This window comes from Chthonomonas sp. (assembly GCF_035294505.1).
Lineage (GTDB): Bacteria > Armatimonadota > Chthonomonadetes > Chthonomonadales > Chthonomonadaceae > Chthonomonas.
In genome coordinates this window covers 80,669-96,899 of record NZ_DATGKU010000182.1, presented here as the reverse complement: position 1 = coordinate 96,899, position 16,231 = coordinate 80,669, and the positions used below count along the sequence as shown (strand labels likewise).

At 55.8% G+C, this 16,231-nt stretch carries 15 protein-coding genes; 9 read left to right on the top strand and 6 right to left on the bottom strand.

Features of this window, described 5'->3' with window-relative positions:
* Nucleotides 1-1,143: Clp protease N-terminal domain-containing protein (locus tag VKV18_RS11350; RefSeq protein WP_324204320.1), on the bottom strand; the 1,143-nt coding region annotated here is incomplete at its 3' end.
* A 314-nt stretch (nucleotides 1,144-1,457) separates the two neighbouring features.
* Between VKV18_RS11350 and fliJ the strand changes: the two genes are divergently transcribed.
* From fliJ to VKV18_RS11330, 4 genes are all read left to right on the top strand, one after another.
* Nucleotides 1,458-1,940 carry a flagellar export protein FliJ gene (gene fliJ / locus VKV18_RS11345; protein WP_324204319.1) on the top strand — a complete coding sequence of 161 codons (483 nt, stop codon included), beginning with the start codon at nucleotides 1,458-1,460 and terminating at the stop codon, nucleotides 1,938-1,940.
* A gap of 3 nt (nucleotides 1,941-1,943) precedes the next feature.
* Nucleotides 1,944-2,561, top strand: coding sequence for a lytic transglycosylase domain-containing protein (locus VKV18_RS11340; RefSeq protein ID WP_324204318.1), 618 nt, complete (start codon nucleotides 1,944-1,946; stop codon nucleotides 2,559-2,561).
* 41 nt (nucleotides 2,562-2,602) lie between these two features.
* Nucleotides 2,603-3,193, top strand: coding sequence for a MotE family protein (locus VKV18_RS11335; protein WP_324204317.1), 591 nt, complete (start codon nucleotides 2,603-2,605; stop codon nucleotides 3,191-3,193).
* A 168-nt stretch (nucleotides 3,194-3,361) separates the two neighbouring features.
* Nucleotides 3,362-4,306, top strand: a complete 945-nt coding sequence (locus tag VKV18_RS11330) for a DNA-methyltransferase (protein ID WP_324204316.1) — start codon at nucleotides 3,362-3,364, stop codon at nucleotides 4,304-4,306.
* On the opposite strand, the gene VKV18_RS11325 is transcribed toward VKV18_RS11330, so the two are convergent.
* Together VKV18_RS11325 and VKV18_RS11320 are read right to left on the bottom strand one after the other, a co-directional pair.
* Nucleotides 4,298-4,942, bottom strand: a complete 645-nt coding sequence (locus VKV18_RS11325) for a hypothetical protein (protein ID WP_324204315.1) — start codon at nucleotides 4,940-4,942, stop codon at nucleotides 4,298-4,300. The genes VKV18_RS11330 and VKV18_RS11325 overlap by 9 nt on opposite strands.
* Nucleotides 4,943-5,201: 259 nt before the next feature.
* On the bottom strand, nucleotides 5,202-5,585 hold the full coding sequence (locus VKV18_RS11320; RefSeq protein ID WP_324204314.1) for a glyoxalase superfamily protein: 384 nt from the start codon (nucleotides 5,583-5,585) through the stop codon (nucleotides 5,202-5,204).
* Nucleotides 5,586-5,860: 275 nt separating this feature from the next.
* Here VKV18_RS11320 and VKV18_RS11315 point away from each other — a divergent pair, with 275 nt between their 5' ends.
* Together VKV18_RS11315 and xylA are read left to right on the top strand one after the other, a co-directional pair.
* Complete coding sequence (locus VKV18_RS11315) at nucleotides 5,861-6,091, top strand: tetratricopeptide repeat protein (RefSeq protein ID WP_324204313.1); 231 nt, start codon at nucleotides 5,861-5,863, stop codon at nucleotides 6,089-6,091.
* 190 nt (nucleotides 6,092-6,281) lie between these two features.
* On the top strand, nucleotides 6,282-7,448 hold the full coding sequence (xylA, locus tag VKV18_RS11310; RefSeq protein WP_324204312.1) for a xylose isomerase: 1,167 nt from the start codon (nucleotides 6,282-6,284) through the stop codon (nucleotides 7,446-7,448).
* Nucleotides 7,449-7,520: 72 nt separating this feature from the next.
* Here the strand turns inward: xylA and VKV18_RS11305 are convergent, their stop codons facing one another.
* Nucleotides 7,521-9,338, bottom strand: coding sequence for a hypothetical protein (locus VKV18_RS11305; protein WP_324204311.1), 1,818 nt, complete (start codon nucleotides 9,336-9,338; stop codon nucleotides 7,521-7,523).
* A gap of 273 nt (nucleotides 9,339-9,611) precedes the next feature.
* Between VKV18_RS11305 and VKV18_RS11300 the strand changes: the two genes are divergently transcribed.
* Nucleotides 9,612-10,667, top strand: coding sequence for a Gfo/Idh/MocA family oxidoreductase (locus VKV18_RS11300; protein WP_324204310.1), 1,056 nt, complete (start codon nucleotides 9,612-9,614; stop codon nucleotides 10,665-10,667).
* On the opposite strand, the gene dusB is transcribed toward VKV18_RS11300, so the two are convergent.
* Nucleotides 10,645-11,667: a tRNA dihydrouridine synthase DusB gene (gene dusB / locus VKV18_RS11295; RefSeq protein WP_324204309.1), complete on the bottom strand. Its 1,023-nt coding sequence runs from the start codon at nucleotides 11,665-11,667 to the stop codon at nucleotides 10,645-10,647. The two genes, VKV18_RS11300 and dusB, sit on opposite strands and share 23 nt — an antisense overlap.
* A 197-nt stretch (nucleotides 11,668-11,864) precedes the next feature.
* Here dusB and VKV18_RS11290 point away from each other — a divergent pair, with 197 nt between their 5' ends.
* Both VKV18_RS11290 and VKV18_RS11285 read left to right on the top strand, forming a co-directional pair.
* Nucleotides 11,865-12,872, top strand: coding sequence for a zinc-dependent alcohol dehydrogenase family protein (locus VKV18_RS11290; RefSeq protein ID WP_324204308.1), 1,008 nt, complete (start codon nucleotides 11,865-11,867; stop codon nucleotides 12,870-12,872).
* Nucleotides 12,873-12,925: 53 nt separating this feature from the next.
* On the top strand, nucleotides 12,926-14,593 hold the full coding sequence (locus VKV18_RS11285) for a Ppx/GppA phosphatase family protein (RefSeq protein WP_324204307.1): 1,668 nt from the start codon (nucleotides 12,926-12,928) through the stop codon (nucleotides 14,591-14,593).
* Here VKV18_RS11285 and dnaA read toward each other — a convergent pair.
* Nucleotides 14,523-16,049 carry a chromosomal replication initiator protein DnaA gene (gene dnaA, locus VKV18_RS11280; RefSeq protein ID WP_324204306.1) on the bottom strand — a complete coding sequence of 509 codons (1,527 nt, stop codon included), beginning with the start codon at nucleotides 16,047-16,049 and terminating at the stop codon, nucleotides 14,523-14,525. The two genes, VKV18_RS11285 and dnaA, sit on opposite strands and share 71 nt — an antisense overlap.
* Nucleotides 16,050-16,231 lie beyond the last annotated feature (182 nt).

The window sequence follows — 16,231 nt, the reverse complement described above, 5'->3', positions numbered from 1 at the left end:
AGTAGAACCGGCTCCAACGATGGTATGCAGCTCGTCAATGAAGAGAATGATCTCGTTGGAGTGGGCGGTGATCTCGTCAAGCACCTGCTTGATGCGCTCCTCAAACTCGCCACGATATTTCGAGCCGGCAATAAGGGAGTTCACATTCAGCTCCACCAGGCGTTTATCGCGCAAAACCTCCGGCACCTCATGATTGACGATACGCTGTGCAAGCCCCTCTACAATAGCGGTTTTGCCCACACCAGGCTCCCCGATAAGCACCGGATTGTTCTTCTTGCGCCGGGCTAGAATCTCGATGGTGGTCTCGATCTCTTTAGAGCGGCCGATCACGGGATCGAGTTTGCCCTGACGCGCCAATTGGGTAAGGTCACGCGAATACTTATCGAGATGAGGGGTGTTGCTCGGGGTCTCTACCTTGCCCTCTTCTGCGCCCTGCCCCACGATCTTCACCGTTTGCTGGCGCAATGCCTGAGGAGTAAGGCCGTATTTGCGCAACAGGTCGCCGGCGATGCCATCCTGCTCCATCAGCAAGCCGATCAGCAGGTGCTCTGGCCCTACATAGCTGTGGCCAAGCTCTTGAGAGGCGATGAACGCCTGCTCCAGAGCGCTCTTCACGCGGGGAGAGACGCCTAGCTCCTTGCCCTCAAAGGGCTTCTCATTGCGGGGTGCGTTGTGCTCCAGATAGCCCTTTACATCGGCCGGGGAGATGCGAAACTGCTTGAAGATGGCCTGCGCCACCTCGTTATCCGCTAAAACATAGAGCAGATGCTCCGTATCCACCTCCGGCTGGCCCCACTCGGCAGCCTTTTCGGCAGCCTCTTGCAGCAGCTCCTTGGTCTGCTCGCTGAAATAGCGGGAGATGTCCACCGCATTGCGGTCATCCGAAGACGTTGTGGGCACTCGACCTCCGAGGGGCCAGTCCGCCTCTGGAGAGCGCAAAGAGCTAAGGATATCCTCGAACTCCTCAAACAACCCACGCCCGAAAAGCGATTCAAAGGGAGAATAGTACCTCTGCTCGCGTTGCCGAAACCGCGCATAGTCGGCCTCACAGAGGTTCATGTAGGTTTCACGACCGTCACGCCGAACGCGCACCCGCACCGTGGCCGGTCGAATCCCGCACACATCGCACAGTCTTGTCGCCATGGTTTTCTTCCTCCTACAATGTTGGCAAACAGTCTATCTCTCCGGTTAGTCAAAGCACACGGAAGCCACATAGAAGAAAACACCTGTTGTATGCCGTAGTAGCTTACGAGGTCGGCGAATGCGTGAGACGGGTCTAGGAGAAGCAGATCGTTAGGAGGTAGCTGCGTGGAACGGCCTGCTTTTTCGTTAGGCTACAACCGTTCCAACGAACCTCCATCCTAATTTTACGCAATAAACGCGCCGATAATTCTAAAACGAGGCTGTTTTCAGCAACATTTTTCTGAATAGGCCTTCGTACCGTCATTTTTTACACTATGCGACGCTTTAAGTTTCGCTTACAGACCCTTTTAAACTACCGTCACACAATAGAGCAACTGCGCGAGCAGGAGTTTACCGCCGCCCAGGGGCGACTGGCGCTTGCTCAGGCACGCTTTAACCAACTGCGCGCTGAATTTGATCAAACGTTGGCGCTTCGCCCAGGCGCCCTTCCCGGCGAGCGTTTCGACGCAGCCTCCATCGCCGACCGAGAGCGATACCTTCAAACGCTTCAGGCGGCGATGGAAGAGCAGCAGCGCAGGCTCGATGCCGCTCAGATCGTGGTGGACGAAAAGCGGACGGCTCTCGTAGAAGCCCGTCGCGCCCGTGAGGTGGTCGAAAAGCTTTACAATAAGGAGCTAACCAACTACAAGATGCTACTTCTTCAGCTTGAACAGAAGACGATAGACGACCTCGCCGTCATGCGGCATAACCTTACGCATCCCCTCTCGCCGCCAACCCATCAGGAGGAGGCTGCCTAAATTATGATGAGCCATTTGGAAGCCGTTCTGGCCCGAGTCCAGCAGATCGAAAGCCGTCTACAGATGCTCACCGATCCCCCTTCCCCATCGGCCGTTGCATCGGCTCCGGCGCCCAGTGCCCTTTCGGGTTTAACGACTCCGGCAGGTCCGCCCTCAACGCCGATCACCCCGTTTCCTCTAACTTTGCAGGCCACTCTCGCCAACTCGGCCCCCACAGCGCCCCATTTCGCCCCCTACATCGAGGGGCTTATCAACAAATATGCGGCCCTTAACGGTCTCTCCCCCGACCTCGTTCGTGCCGTTATCGCACAGGAATCGGACGGTAATCCGAAAGAGGTCTCCAATAAGGGAGCAATGGGTCTGATGCAACTCATGCCGGAAGAGGTACAGGAGTTTGGCATTACCGATCCCTTCGACCCCGAGCAGAACATCGCTGCCGGCACGCGGCTTTTGGCAGGCCTGCTTCGCAAATTCAACGGCAGTCTGCCTTTAGCCCTCGCGGCCTACAACGCGGGCGCCCACGCGGTTCAGAAGTACAACGGCATCCCTCCCTATCCGGAAACACAGAACTATGTGCGGCGCATCCTCGGCATGTTGGGCCAACAACCTCCCAGCCCTTAGTGGCGAACCAGTTTTAGCGATGAGGAAGGAGTGAAGTCGAAATGAAGAAGTGGGGGATGATTCTTATCCCATTTAGTCTGTTTTGCCTTGCACTGGGCGTGGCTTTCGGCCTGGCCAAAATGGGTGTGTTGCCGGCGCGCCAATGGGCAGGTGAAAAGGGTGCTCTCGGCACGGTGGCGCGGCTTTCGGGCTTTCGCCCTTTGAAAAAGCCGTCGGCCAAAACGGCAGCGGCCGGATCGCCTCTCACGGCGGAACAGCTCGCTCAACAGCAGCGGGTTTTGCAGGCGGAACAACGCGCCTTTGAACAAGAACGCGCCGCGTGGGAACAGCAGAAGCAGAAGGCTCTGCAAGCGCCGCCTGCCCCACCCCCACCCCTCGATCCGGCACAGATGGCGCGTTTGGCCGAAATCTACAGCAAGATGGATGCTCCCAAAGTGAACCAGATTCTCGACAAGCTCCCAGAAAGCGAGGTGGTAGTGCTTTTACAGCAGATGGACGAGCGCAAAGTGGCCTCTATTTTAGAGGGGATGACCCCTGCCAAAGCCGCCCGCATCACCGGCGAGCTGGCGCATACTCCCCTCCAGTCGGCCTCCAACAGCGGAGCCAACGGTCTAGCTTCTCAGAACGAGTAAGCGGCGCTTCAGGCGATTGGTTCTGGGATCGCCTAAGTCCTTTGCACCCCTGTCTCTTTCGATAGAGGCCAAGGATTTTTTCGCTTTGCTTCTTGCATTTCAGCAATCCCTTGACACGCCAGCTTCCTTACTTGTACAATTCAGCCATCTACCCTTGTGATCTGTCGCATGTCTACAGAAAGGCTAAAAGCTGCCTACACATTGGACTATGAGTTCCAGACTTTTACGAAGTCTGTTGTGATTCTTGCCGACTGTTTTGAGTGGATGCGAGCCGTCCTGCCGAACAGCCTTCATGCCATCGTAACCGATCCGCCCTACGGGGTCAAAGAGTACGATTTTGAGCAACTTGAAAAGCGCTCAAGCGGCCGCGGAGGTGTTTGGCGCATTCCCCCTTCTTTTGATGGGCATACCCGAGCGCCCTTACCAAGATTCACGGCCTTAAACATGCAAGAGCGCGATCGTATTCAGGAATATTTTTACGAGTGGGCTACGTTAGCACTGCAGGTACTACGACCTGGAGGTCATCTCTTCTTAGCATCGAATGTTTTTCTCTCTCAAGCGGTGTTCACCTCCATTGTCAACGCAGGTTTTGAGTTTCGTGGTCAAGTGATCAGGCTTGTGAGAACCCTGCGAGGGGGTGACAGGCCTAAGAATGCGGAGAGTGAGTTTCCTGATGTCTGTTCTATGCCTCGTGGTTGTTACGAACCTTGGGGAATTTTCCGTAAACCGCTCCCTGAAGGCATGACGGTTGGGGAGTGTCTCAGGCATTTTCAGACAGGAGGACTGCGGCGTAAACCGGATGGGAACCCGTTTGAGGACGTTATCGAGAGCGAGCGTACCCCGCAAAAAGAGCGTGCAGTCGCGAACCACCCTAGTCTCAAGCCTCAGTCCTTTTTGAGACAAATTGTCTACGCGGCACTGCCACTTGGTGAAGGGATCGTGCTTGACCCTTTTATGGGTTCCGGCTCTACCGTGGCTGCAGCAGAAGCGATCGGCTACAGCGCCATCGGAATTGAGAGGAATAGAGAGTACTATCTATTGAGCCTACAAGCTATTCCTAGGTTATCTTGCATCAAAACGGGCGCGATGCAGATCTCTTTTCCGTTAACTTAGGTCTTCATACACCCAGTTTGCTTTCATTTTTGCGATACCACTGAGAGCCACGCTAGCCGTGATCGTTCTTCGGCTTGTAGCCGAACGCCCGGAGAAAATCCAATTCTCGCAGTCTAACTTCGCCGCATATACCCCTCTAAACCGAAACGGCTTTGGCGATCTCTTATTGAGGTCATCATTAAGGGTATTGCTATCAAAACAAAACACCATACGCCAGACCGCTTCCGGGTTGTGTCCTTGCCAACCTCTTAACCGTCGTGAACTCTTCACTTCAATGCCCTCATGGGCGTAATGTATGGCATCATCGGCAAACATTCCAGCAGGTATCAAATCGGGATGACCATTAGGGTAACGATTTCGCGCTAAGTAGGGACAGTACTTAGGAATGCTAGAACTAATAAGCTCACCGACCAACCCACTAAACATAGCCGGCATAAGCAGGCTTTCAAGGCGCGGGATTCCTTTTGCATGCAGTTGATGGTTCACAAGATCTAAAAAATAGATAAAATCTTCCATAGCGCGGCCCACATGCTCCACTTGTAGCCCATAGGGCAACTCACAATTCGCATTAAATGCGTTGCGATTAACCGCTATGGGCGTACAAGCTTGGTACTCCTTATCTTCAGAAAAATTCACCTTGGGCTCCTCAGCACTTCTCCCCTCCCTAAACAAATGGACATGAATACCGGAGCTAGTGCCGCTTTCATTACAAACAATACACGTAGGTAGCCGCACATAACTTGGCCATATTCAACGAATTTTAACATAAGCTGGAAGAGAGCGCAAGGGCTACTCATGCATGACTTTGTTCGCTCCAGCCGCCATCAAACGGAACGTGGAAACCCTTCCACGCTATAACTGCAGGATGCTGGAGCCGACGGATGCAGCGAGAGGCTCAGCTATCCGAGGGATGGTTTGGAGGCGGCTCCATAAAACACAGCTGATTCCCATCGGGGTCTTGCACGGTCATACAGAGAAAACCTAAATCGTCGTTAGGGGCTACACGCACAACCGCCCCTCGCTCCTGAAGCTCCTTATATAAAGCGGCAACATCCTCTACCACAAAATGAACAAGACCTCCCGGCTCGCAGTCGCCGCTATGCTGGGTTAAATATAACCGCATGCCATCGCGACAAATGGACATGAATACCGGAAAATGCGGCTCGAAGCGATGCTCCCATTCCACAGAAAAGCCGAGCTTCTCAACATAGTAGGCCTTGCTTAAGACATCATCGGTAATACGAAGCGCGGGAATGACACGCTGGTTGGGTAAGGACATCTCGTTCTCCTAAAAGTTCGATTATTGACCTGTCAGCCCTCTTCATGCGCCGTGCCAGGCAGTCGCACATAACTTGGTCATATACGGATTTTAACATAAGACGGACGAGAGCGCAAGGGCTACTCATGCATGACTTTGATTTTTCACTGTCTGATCTTTATCTAAAAATTGTCCTCCAAAAAGAAGGAATCTCGCGTTACTATCTAGAATCTCCTGCACAACATCGCTTCCGTCAAAAACATACAAAAGCCAAATCTGTTCTTTGAGAGAGAACGATGGACACGAACAACGCATCCCTCACCAATCAGGGCATTCAAGCCCTGCAATCAGGCCATCTTACCCAGGCCGTAGACCTCTTGGGCCAAGCCCTGCGGCAAGACCCAAACGATGCCCTGGCCGCAACCTATCTCGGTATTGCCTATTGCCGCCAAAAGGATTTCGAGACCGGAATCCAAATGCTGACACAGGCTACTCAACTTCAGCCGGCCAACGGCTCCGGCATTTGACTTCGTCACCTAACCGGCCTTCAACACGAGCCGTGTTTCTTTGGAGACGTTTTCGCGAATACACCCGCCTAAAGGTTTCAAAATGTTAAGCAGGAGAATGCGGCAGATACCACGAATCTTTTATAAGAGAAATCCCTGCAACGGAAAGGAGAGAAACCCTGGCGTTCCCGCCAGGTAGAATAGGCAAAAGATGAGCGACTATACCCCTCAAAAACACCATAAATTCACTTTCGGACTTTGGACCGTAGGCAATGTGGGGCGCGATCCCTTTGGAAATGCCGTCCGCGAGCCTCTGTCGCCCACCTATATTGTGAAAAAACTGAGCGAGTTGGGCGCCTACGGCGTAAACCTGCACGATAACGACCTGGTGCCCATAGATGCCACGGCTGCCGAGCGCGACCGCATTGTGGCCGAGTTCAAAAAGGCTCTCGACGACTACGGCATGCGGGTACCTATGGCCACCACCAACCTGTTCTATGACCCCGTGTTTAAAGACGGAGCCTTCACCTCCAACGACCCGAAAGTACGCGCTTATGCCCTGCAAAAGACCATGCGCGCCATGGACCTCGGCGCCGAACTAGGTGCGGAGGTCTACGTGTTTTGGGGAGGCCGGGAAGGCGTAGAGACCGATGCGAGCAAAGACGCGCGTGAGGCGCTGAAGCGCTATCGGGAGTGCCTGAACTTCTTGGCCGAGTACGATATCGAGAAGGGCTACAACTTCAAGTTTGCCATAGAGCCGAAGCCAAACGAGCCGCGCGGCGACATCTATCTGCCGGTGGTGGGGGCGGCGCTCGGTTTCATCGCCACTCTCAACCGCCCCGAAAAGTTCGGCCTCAATCCGGAATATGCTCACGAGACCATGGCAGGCCTCAACTTCGTTCACGCCGTAGCCCAAGCCATTGATGCCGGCAAACTATTCCACATAGACCTAAACGGCCAGAAAATTGGGCGCTATGACCAAGACTACCGGTTCGGTGCGGAGGATTTAAAAACCAACTTCTTCCTGGTGAAGCTGTTAGAGGAGAGCGGCTACGAGGGCATGCGTCATTTCGACGCCCACGCCTATCGTACCGAAGATGAAGAGGGAGTGTGGGACTTCGCGCGCGGCTGTATGCGTACCTATCTCATCCTCAAAGAGAAGGCCGAGCGGTTTAACGCAGACCCCGAAATTCAAGGCCTGCTTCACGAGCTGAACGCCGATCCGGACGGCATTGGCGGCCTCATCCGCTCCTACTCCCCTAGCAATGCCCAACGCATCCTAGAGATGCAGTTTGATCGCGTCGCCCTCGGCAAGCGCGGCTACGCTTATGAGAAACTCGATCAGCTGACCATGGAGATACTGCTAGGCGTTCGTTAGAACTGAACGAAATGCTAAAACTAAGGCCCTGCTTCCTTGGAAGCAGGGCCTGCGTTTTTAACCCGAGAAACGCTATTCCGTGTCGGCTATCGTTCGCGAGGTGCGCCGCCGTACGGTTGTCACAGGTTGAGGCGGTTGGCTCTGTAACGCCTTCACGAGATCGGCGAGGCCAAAGCCGTTAGGCAATAGCACAAAACGCTTGCCCTCGCGCGCACAGATGTCGGCCACGCCGCGCCACTCTTTTCGGCTATAGCGCAGGCTGAGAGCCACAATGTCGGTCTGTTGAATGTCGTGCTCGAAATGGCTGAGCAGGGTGGAAGGACGCATCTCGGGCCAATTCACCTCGGCAAGCTCCAGAGCCTCCTGAATTCGGCGGCGATTCTCCTCTCGTGGCAACCCACCGATAAGGGTGAGGCGTTTTCCGCGGGTTTCGGCGCGAACGGCTTCTAGGTCCTCCTCAGACAGCTCTTGCACGGAGTTCAGAGAGGCTTCTTCGTAGTCCGAATTAATACGTCTATCCCACTCCATGCTCGCCTCACGCAGCACCTCGCGCAAGCGGGGATCGCTCTCAAGGAAGGAGACCCAGGGCGCGAGAGCATCGCGCAGACGCTGATCCAACGCGGAGACCCCTATGCTTTGGCAGCGCAGTAAGGCCTCATGCAGCCGCGCCTCATCCTGCTCTGGATCGGAGCCAAAGTTGGGATCGGAGACAAGCGCCACGAGGTTATCCACCACGGCGGCCCGACGTGTGGCTGCCTCTACCGGAATACGAGCTTGCTCCCAGGCGCTTTCGAGACGCGATGCCTTATCCACCAATTCGGCCATAGGCACACGCGGGCGCAAGCTGAACAGATAGCATTGCGATTCGCGGGCCCATGCGCGCAGATTGTCGAAGAGAATCTGCTGGTAAGGATCGCGTGCGCCCACGCGGAAGAGCATGCGATTGAACTTTTGTTGGGTGGCCGCTACGGCTTCGGCCAGCGGCTGTAGGTCGGAGACGGTAAGCTGATTGTTGTGGGCCATCCACCACTCATAAGCCTCTTGGGCGCGTGCCGTCTCCTCCTGACGTTCGGCCAGCTCCGCCCACTGGTTAGGAAGGGGTCGCGGCTCCAGATCGTAGTCGAAGGCTACACAGTACTCTTTATCGCCGGCCTCTTCAAGCAGCTGCTGTATCTCTTTGCGCAACTCGGTCACCTCGGTCACCTCGGTGTCGCCGGCCTCCTCCTCCAGTTTCCGCATACGGAAGGCCATGGCCCGAAGACGCATTATGTTGGGGATGTTCAGCTCCCCGTTCTCCTTCTGAAGCGGGAATCGCTCTTTCCATACTTTGAGGTCTTCACGCATCTGAGCTGCTTCCGCCTCGATCTCTATCAAGGGACGTGTAGGATGTCGAGGAACACGGGCAGCCGCAAAAGGAGAAGCGGTCGGACGCCCCTCCGTGCGGGCCAGCGATGTAAAGGGCCGAGGCGAAAAGTCTGTCCGCTCGCGGAAGAGGTTGTTGTTCCCCTGTTCGGAGGGCAAAGAGTAGGGTTTTGGCGTATGAGGCAGCGACGAGAGCGCTGCACCATCGGTGACCTGCGAGAGCGCATCGAGCAGCTCTTTTGTGGCCATCTGATATTGCAACAGTTCGTTATAGAGATTGTTGTCTTCAACCGCGCGCGCGGTAGCGAGCAGACGGGTCAGACGATCGTGTGCCGCAAGCAAAAAGTTGGCTCTTTGCTGGGCATACTGAGCCAGACGTGACTGCACCTGTGCGCAGTAGGCCTCAAAGGCCTCAGGAGTGCGCAAAGGTGACGGCGTAGTCGGTTCGCTCGCATCCTGTGGTTCAGGCGCACGGGTGGTTGCTACGGCCAGCGAAGGCTCCTGGAACTCAACATCGAAGTCAGACATGGATCGGGAACTCCTCAAAAGCGTGAATTAACTGTGCTACGTTATTCAGAAACAAACTTTGAGAAAATAGGTCATACGAACACCATCTCTTATATTCTAGCACGGCAGCCCACAAGATGTAAAGAGAAAATCGCGCCAGCCCGCAAAAACCGGTTTTTTGCGGAGCAAGAGAGGCAGGAACACGCCCTACGAAAAGCTAACAACAAGATACCAAAGGTTTGTGCACAGGAAAGAGCACGCCGTTTTTCAGAAAAAAGCGTTTAGGAGAAACCGATGTCTCAAAACTATCGCTATGCCATTATCGGTACAGGGTTCCCTCACGGTTCACCTGGGGCTACCGGCTTTGGAATGGCCCATATCCACTATCCGGCCTTTGCCTCTACCGGAAAAGTCGAGCTGGTAGCCATTGCCGAGCCGAACGCATCGGCAGCAAAGGTTTTTACGGAGAAGCACCATGTCGCCCCCAAAGTCTATTCCGACTATCGCACGATGCTAACCCACGAACAGCCCGACATCGTAAGCATCTGCACGTGGCCGCACCTCCACGCGGAGATGGTTATGGCCGCCGCCGAAGCCGGTGTGCGCGCCATCCATTGCGAGAAACCCATGGCCATCACGTGGGGGGATTGCAAAAAGATGAAGGCCACAGCCGATGCCCACGGAGCCAAACTCACCTTTAACCACCAGCGCCGACATCTGCTTGTGTTTCAAGCCGTGCGCGACGCCGTGGCACGGGGCGATATCGGCGAACTGGTGCAGATAGAGGCGCAGTGCCCCAATCTCTTCGACTGGGGCACGCACTGGTTGGATATGCTGTTTTTCTACAACCAGGAAACCCCGGCGGAATGGGTGATCGGCCAACTCGATAGTCGCCAGGAGCGACGTATTTTTGGGGCCTATCACGAAGAACAAGGGCTATGCCACTTCAAATGGCGAAATGGGGTGCGAGGCTGGATGGTCACCGGCCATGAAGCGGGCATCGGCTGCACCCACCGCTTGGTAGGTAAAGAGGGAATTATCGAGGTGCTCTCGGAGCGCAAATATCGCATTACCGGCAAAAAGGCGTGGGAGGAGAAAGAGTTTGCGCAAGAGCCTTTTGATGAGCACCGCCGCAGCGCCGCCGATGTTGTTCTTCAGCTCGAAAACCCAAATCATCGCTCGCTCCTCTCCGCCGATTTCGCCATTCAATCCACCGAAGTTATCTTTGCTACCTACTACAGCAGCAAGATTCGGGGGCGCGTAGACCTTCCTCTCACTTACGAAGGGAACGCCCTACTCGACATGGTGGAGGCCGGTGAGGTAGGGCCTAAGCGGACTCACATACCATAAGTTGGGCGTGAAATAGCTCTTCGATAAGCCTCCGAACCTCTTCAACGGTGTTGGCATGGCTTATCTTCTCACGAAAACGCGCGGCGTAGGGAAACCCACGGAAATAGAGCGGTAGCTGGCCTCGGAGGTGGTGTACGGCCGGCTCTTCTCCCATACTTTGCGCCAGATCGCAAAGGTGAGAGAGGGCGGCCTCGGCCCGCTCTTGAAGTGTAGGAGGTGGCAAAAGCTCACCGGTGCGAAGAAAATGGACGATGTCGCGCAGTATCCAGGGGTTGCCTATCGCGGCACGCCCCACCATAATACCATCGCATCCGGTCTCCTCTATCAGACGCGCCGCCGCTTGGGGTGAGTTCACGTCGCCGTTGCCGATAACCGGTATGGAAAGAAGCGCTTTCATTTGACGAATAAGCGCCCAATCGGCTGCCCCCTCATGCCCCTGAACGGCAAAGCGTGCGTGAAGCGTCAGCGCCTGAATGCCGATCTCTTCAAAGCGCTTCGCCAGCTCTGCCGTGGCAAAATCGCCGTACTGCCATCCGGGGCGTGTTTTTACGGTTACCGGCACAGAAACGGCCTTCACAACCGCCTCCACTACGCGGCAGGCCGTGTCGGGATCACGAATAAGGGCAGCCCCCGCGCCCGTCTTACATACTTTGGGCACCCAACAGCCCATGTTGATATCGAGAATATCGGCCCCCATATCCACTGCGATACGGGCGGCCTCCGCCATGATGGCCGGGTCGGCCCCGAATATCTGCACCGCTACCGGGCGCTGATCGGGGGTTATGTCGAACATCTTCAAAGTTTTCTTATTCCCATAATGCAGAGCGGTAGTTGAAATAAATTCGGTGACGACGAGGCCGGGCCGGCCGATGCGTTTGGCAAGCCGGCGAAAAGCTCCGTTCGTTACATCCGCCATAGGCGCCAGAACCACCGGCGGTGAGATCGACAAATTTCCCACCCGAAAGCCTTCCCATCCTCTCTGTTGAATGAGCGTATGCATCTTCCTCATCAAATGACTAGTACGTTCGCGACGCAAGCCTTTTCGGCAAGCTTGAGAAAATGTTGTAAACTAAGAGGCGGAGCCGTTGCCCTCCACAACATCGCGTCGAAATAACCGAACCTCGGCCAAAATCGTACATAAAAAACGAGAGGCCTCATTCCTATTCTCAAAACCTGGGCGAACAGGGAGATTGTACCATGCGCGCCATGGTTCTTACGAAACCGGGGCCGGTGGAGAGCTCGCCCCTGCAGTTGCAAGAGTTGCCTAAGCCGAAACCGCACTCCGGAGAGGTTCTCATTCGCGTTGAGGTGTGTGGTGTTTGTCGTACCGACCTTCACGTGGTGGAGGGAGAGTTGCCACCACACAAATTGCCTATTATTCCGGGCCACGAGGTCATAGGCACCATAGAGTGTCGCGGGCCTGATGCCACACGGTTTCAAATAGGCGACCGCGTAGGGGTAGCTTGGCTTCATGCAAGCTGCGGGAAGTGCTCTTACTGCAAACGCGGAGAAGAGAACCTTTGTGATAGCCCCATCTTCACCGGCTACGATGCAGACGGTGGCTATGCAGAATATGTGGTGGCGCCAGAGGCGTTTATCTATCCCATCCCTCCGGGCGTCTCCTCACGGGAGGCGGCACCGTTTCTCTGCGCCGGCATCATTGGCTATCGTGCCCTGCGACGCAGTAACCTTCACCCAGGCGAGCCGCTGGGCCTTTACGGGTTTGGGGCTTCAGCTCATATCGTTATTCAGATCGCTCGCTATTGGGACTGTCCTGTCTACGTATGCACTCGCGATGAAAAACATCAGGAGCTGGCCCGTCGGCTCGGAGCCGTGTGGGTAGGCTCTACGGCGGAGCGCCCCCCGGTGAAACTGCGCAGCAGCATTCTGTTTGCTCCCGCCGGAGAACTGGTTCCTGTTGCGCTCTCTGACCTCGATAAAGGAGGCACCCTCGCGCTAGCCGGCATCTATATGACCCCCATCCCTTCGATGGACTACGAAAAACACCTTTTCTACGAACGGAACCTACGCAGCGTCACCGCCAATACCCGTCAAGATGGCAAAGAGCTGCTGCATCTGGCCGAGACCATTCCCCTGCACACACACACCCAAGAGTTCCCTTTAGAAGCCGCCAACGAGGCCTTACAGGCGCTGAAGCAAGACCGCATCAACGGAGCGGCCGTGCTTCGCGTAGCTCCTACTTAAGAATATTGAGCGTAAACCACCGTTTCCGAAGCGCAGACAGGTAGAATCATAGCATGAGTCATGTTTTTGCAGCGATAGACATCGGTACCAACTCCATTCGCTTGGCCGTTGTACGCATTGAAGACGATAACCACATCACCACCCTTGCCCAGCATCGGGAGATGGTGCGCCTAGGTGAGGGAGAGTTCGCCACCCATCGCATGACGCCGGAGGCGATCGATCGGGGAGCTTTGGTATGCGCCCGTTTCGCCGACGTGGCGCGCGGTTTTGGCGCCGATGAAATTGTCGCCTTCGCCACTGCAGCGGTACGAGAAGCCGAAAATAGGGAAGAGTTCATCGAGCGAGTACGTCGTGAGGCCGGTATAGAGGTACGTGTGATCTCCGGGCCGGAGGAGGCACGCCTTATCTGGTTGGGGGTCTCCAGCGGCATCGAGCTAGGTTCTAAGCGGGCGTTGCTTATTGACATTGGCGGGGGAAGCACCGAAGTTATTGTAGGCACCTCGGAAGGGCATGAGGTTTTAGAGAGCATGAAGCTCGGTGCCATTCGGCTCTCCAACCTCTTTTTCGACACGCCCGACCCGATAAGCCCTGAGCTGTTTGCTAAAGTGCAAGCCCATGTACGCGCCGTGGCAAACCCGGTGGCTCGTCGTGTGCAACAAACCGGTTTCGATCTCGTTCTCGGCAGCGCCGGAACCATCAACTGTTTGGGGCAAGTGGTGGCACACTACACCGGTAACGCAGAGGCCTCTCCAAAGCCGACGCCTTCCCCCTCCCTGCGCGGCGGCATCACTTTTCGTACGGCGGATTTGCGCGAGGTGGTGAAGCTGCTCTGCCGTCTGCCTCTTGAGGAACGCCGCCAGGTGCCGGGCATGGACCCCACTCGCGCCGACATCATCCTCGGAGGAGCCGCCATTCTGCTCACCTTTTTGGAACAGGTGGAAGCAGAGCGCATCACCACCAGCGAACGAGGGCTACGGGAGGGCATTCTCGTCGACCATCTTCTACGCCAAGAGGGAACACGCGAGCAGTTTCAAGCGCTTTCGGTACGGCGCCGATCCATCCTTCAGCTGGCGCGAGCTTGTAACTATGAGGCCGATCACGCGCATCACACGGCCTTTCTAGCGCTGCGTCTTTTCGATGAACTGCGTCAATTGGGCGAACATAGCTACGGCAATACCTCGCGCGAGCTTCTGGAGTATGCGGCCATCCTGCACGACATCGGCACCTTTCTCTCCCACTCCAATCACCAGCGCCATGCTTACTACATCATCCGCAACTCCGACCTGCTGGGTTTCGACGACACCGAGATAGATATCATCGCCAACGTGGCGCTCTATCATCGCAAAGGCATTCCCAAAAAGAAGCATCCTAATATGGCCGACCTGAACCGCGAGGAGCGTCGGCGTGTGCGCGTTTTGGCCGCCTTGCTACGGGTAGCAGAAGGACTCGACCGTAGCCATCTCGGTTTGGTACGCGATATTCGCCTTAGACGTGAGGAATCGCCACGGCGCTTTGTGCTTACCCTGATAAGCGATGCCGAGTGTGAGCTAGAGGTTTGGGGGGTTCAAAACAATAGCGATCTTTTTGAGTACGTTTTTAAAGCCCCGCTAGTCGCCGAGGTCGCCCATCCTAACTCTCTTGCACTGGCACCTAGCGCCCGAGCGAGCGCCTCAGTCGCAGAATCGTCTGCCGCAGTTCCGGATCGATCTCCTGAAGCGTAATGATGCGTTGGCACGCATAAAGAAACGTGGTGTGGTCGCGCCGTCCAAAGGCCGCTCCAATATGGCGGGCGCGTTGCTCGGGCAGCAGTTCTCGACAAAGATACATCGCCACATGGCGTGCCAACGACACGTCCTTATTGCGATTCGTGCCCACGATCTCGGCGGCATCTACACCAAATTGGTCGGCAACTGCCTGAATGATCGCCTCGGGTGTAAGCCCTCTTGCCGGGATAGGCTTATCAATGAGATACTCGCCAAGCACGTTCTGGGCCAGCTCCACGGTGGGCGGCACCCCCATGACGGACGAGTAGGCCAGAAGGCGCGTCAGTGCCCCTTCCAGCGCACGAATGTTGGATTGGATGGCGCTGCCGATGTAGTGCAGCACCTCATCGCTTACCTCGGCGCCCTCCCGCTGCCGACACATCTCCAAAATGGCGATGCGTGTTTCCAAATCGGGCGGCCCGATGTCGGCAATAAGGCCGCTTTGGAAGCGGGAACGCAGTCGCTCGTCCATGGTATTGAGATCGCGCGGGCTGCGTTCGCTGGCAATGACCACCTGCCTTCCACTCTGGTACAACACGTTGAAAGTGTGGAAGAACTCCTCTTTGGTGTGCTCTTTACCGGCAATAAACTGAATGTCATCCACCAGCCAAACGTCTATCTCTCGATATTGACGGCGAAACTCATCGGTGGCGTGCTCCTTTAAGGCATTGATATAGTGCTGCGCAAAATACTCGCCGGAAACGTAGGCCACCCGCATTTTGGGGTTGGTGCGTTTGATGGCGTGCGCAATGGCATGAAGCAGATGGGTTTTGCCCAGCCCAGAGCCTCCATACAGGAACAGCGGGTTGTAGACGGCTCCCGGACGCTCCGCCACATTCATCGCTCCCGCAAAGGCCAAACGGTTGGAACGCCCCACCACAAACGTCTCAAAGGTGAATCGCTCGTTGAGCGGCAGCCCTGGCAGAGTCGGCACAGCCCCTTTAGAGGCCGAGCGAGAACCGGCAGATTTGGAGGTAACGCGCGGCGGCGTGGTAGAGGGCTTTGCCGCCATGGCCTCTGCGGCACCGGCTTCTTCCCCTTCGTCCAAAGGCAGCTTTGGCTGCAAGACCTTCTTCGCATCCGAAGCGTCCTTACGCCCTGATGCCGCACCAGGAACGGACGTTTCACGCGGCATGACCACGATCTTCACCTGCAACCCACTCGTGTTGAGGTGAAACTCGAGGGCACTCCGAATGGCGTTGGCCGCACGGCTCTCTAACCACTCTCTCGCAAAAGGATTGGCGACACCCAGAGTCACTACGTTGCCCACATAGCTTAGGGGGCGTGTGTCGCTCAGAAAACTATTGAATGTCACCGGGCTTACCTTTGTGGAGAGCAGAGCCAGGCAAAGGTCCCATACCTGGAGCAGCGCTTGCGTGCGGTCTTCCTCTCCGAATTCGAGCTTTCCGCTCACTCGCTGCCTCCGTAACCGAGGCCCGCTTCTTGCGGGCATGAAAGGGTAATAAGTGATCTGTGAAGGAGGGGACGCGACTATTTGCGCCCACAACGCGCCGATTATAGCAAATTCCAAGCCGTCTCCGCAAGCAGAACAGCGTCTGCTTTTTTGGGATTTAGGCAGGTTTTTTTGATAAGTAG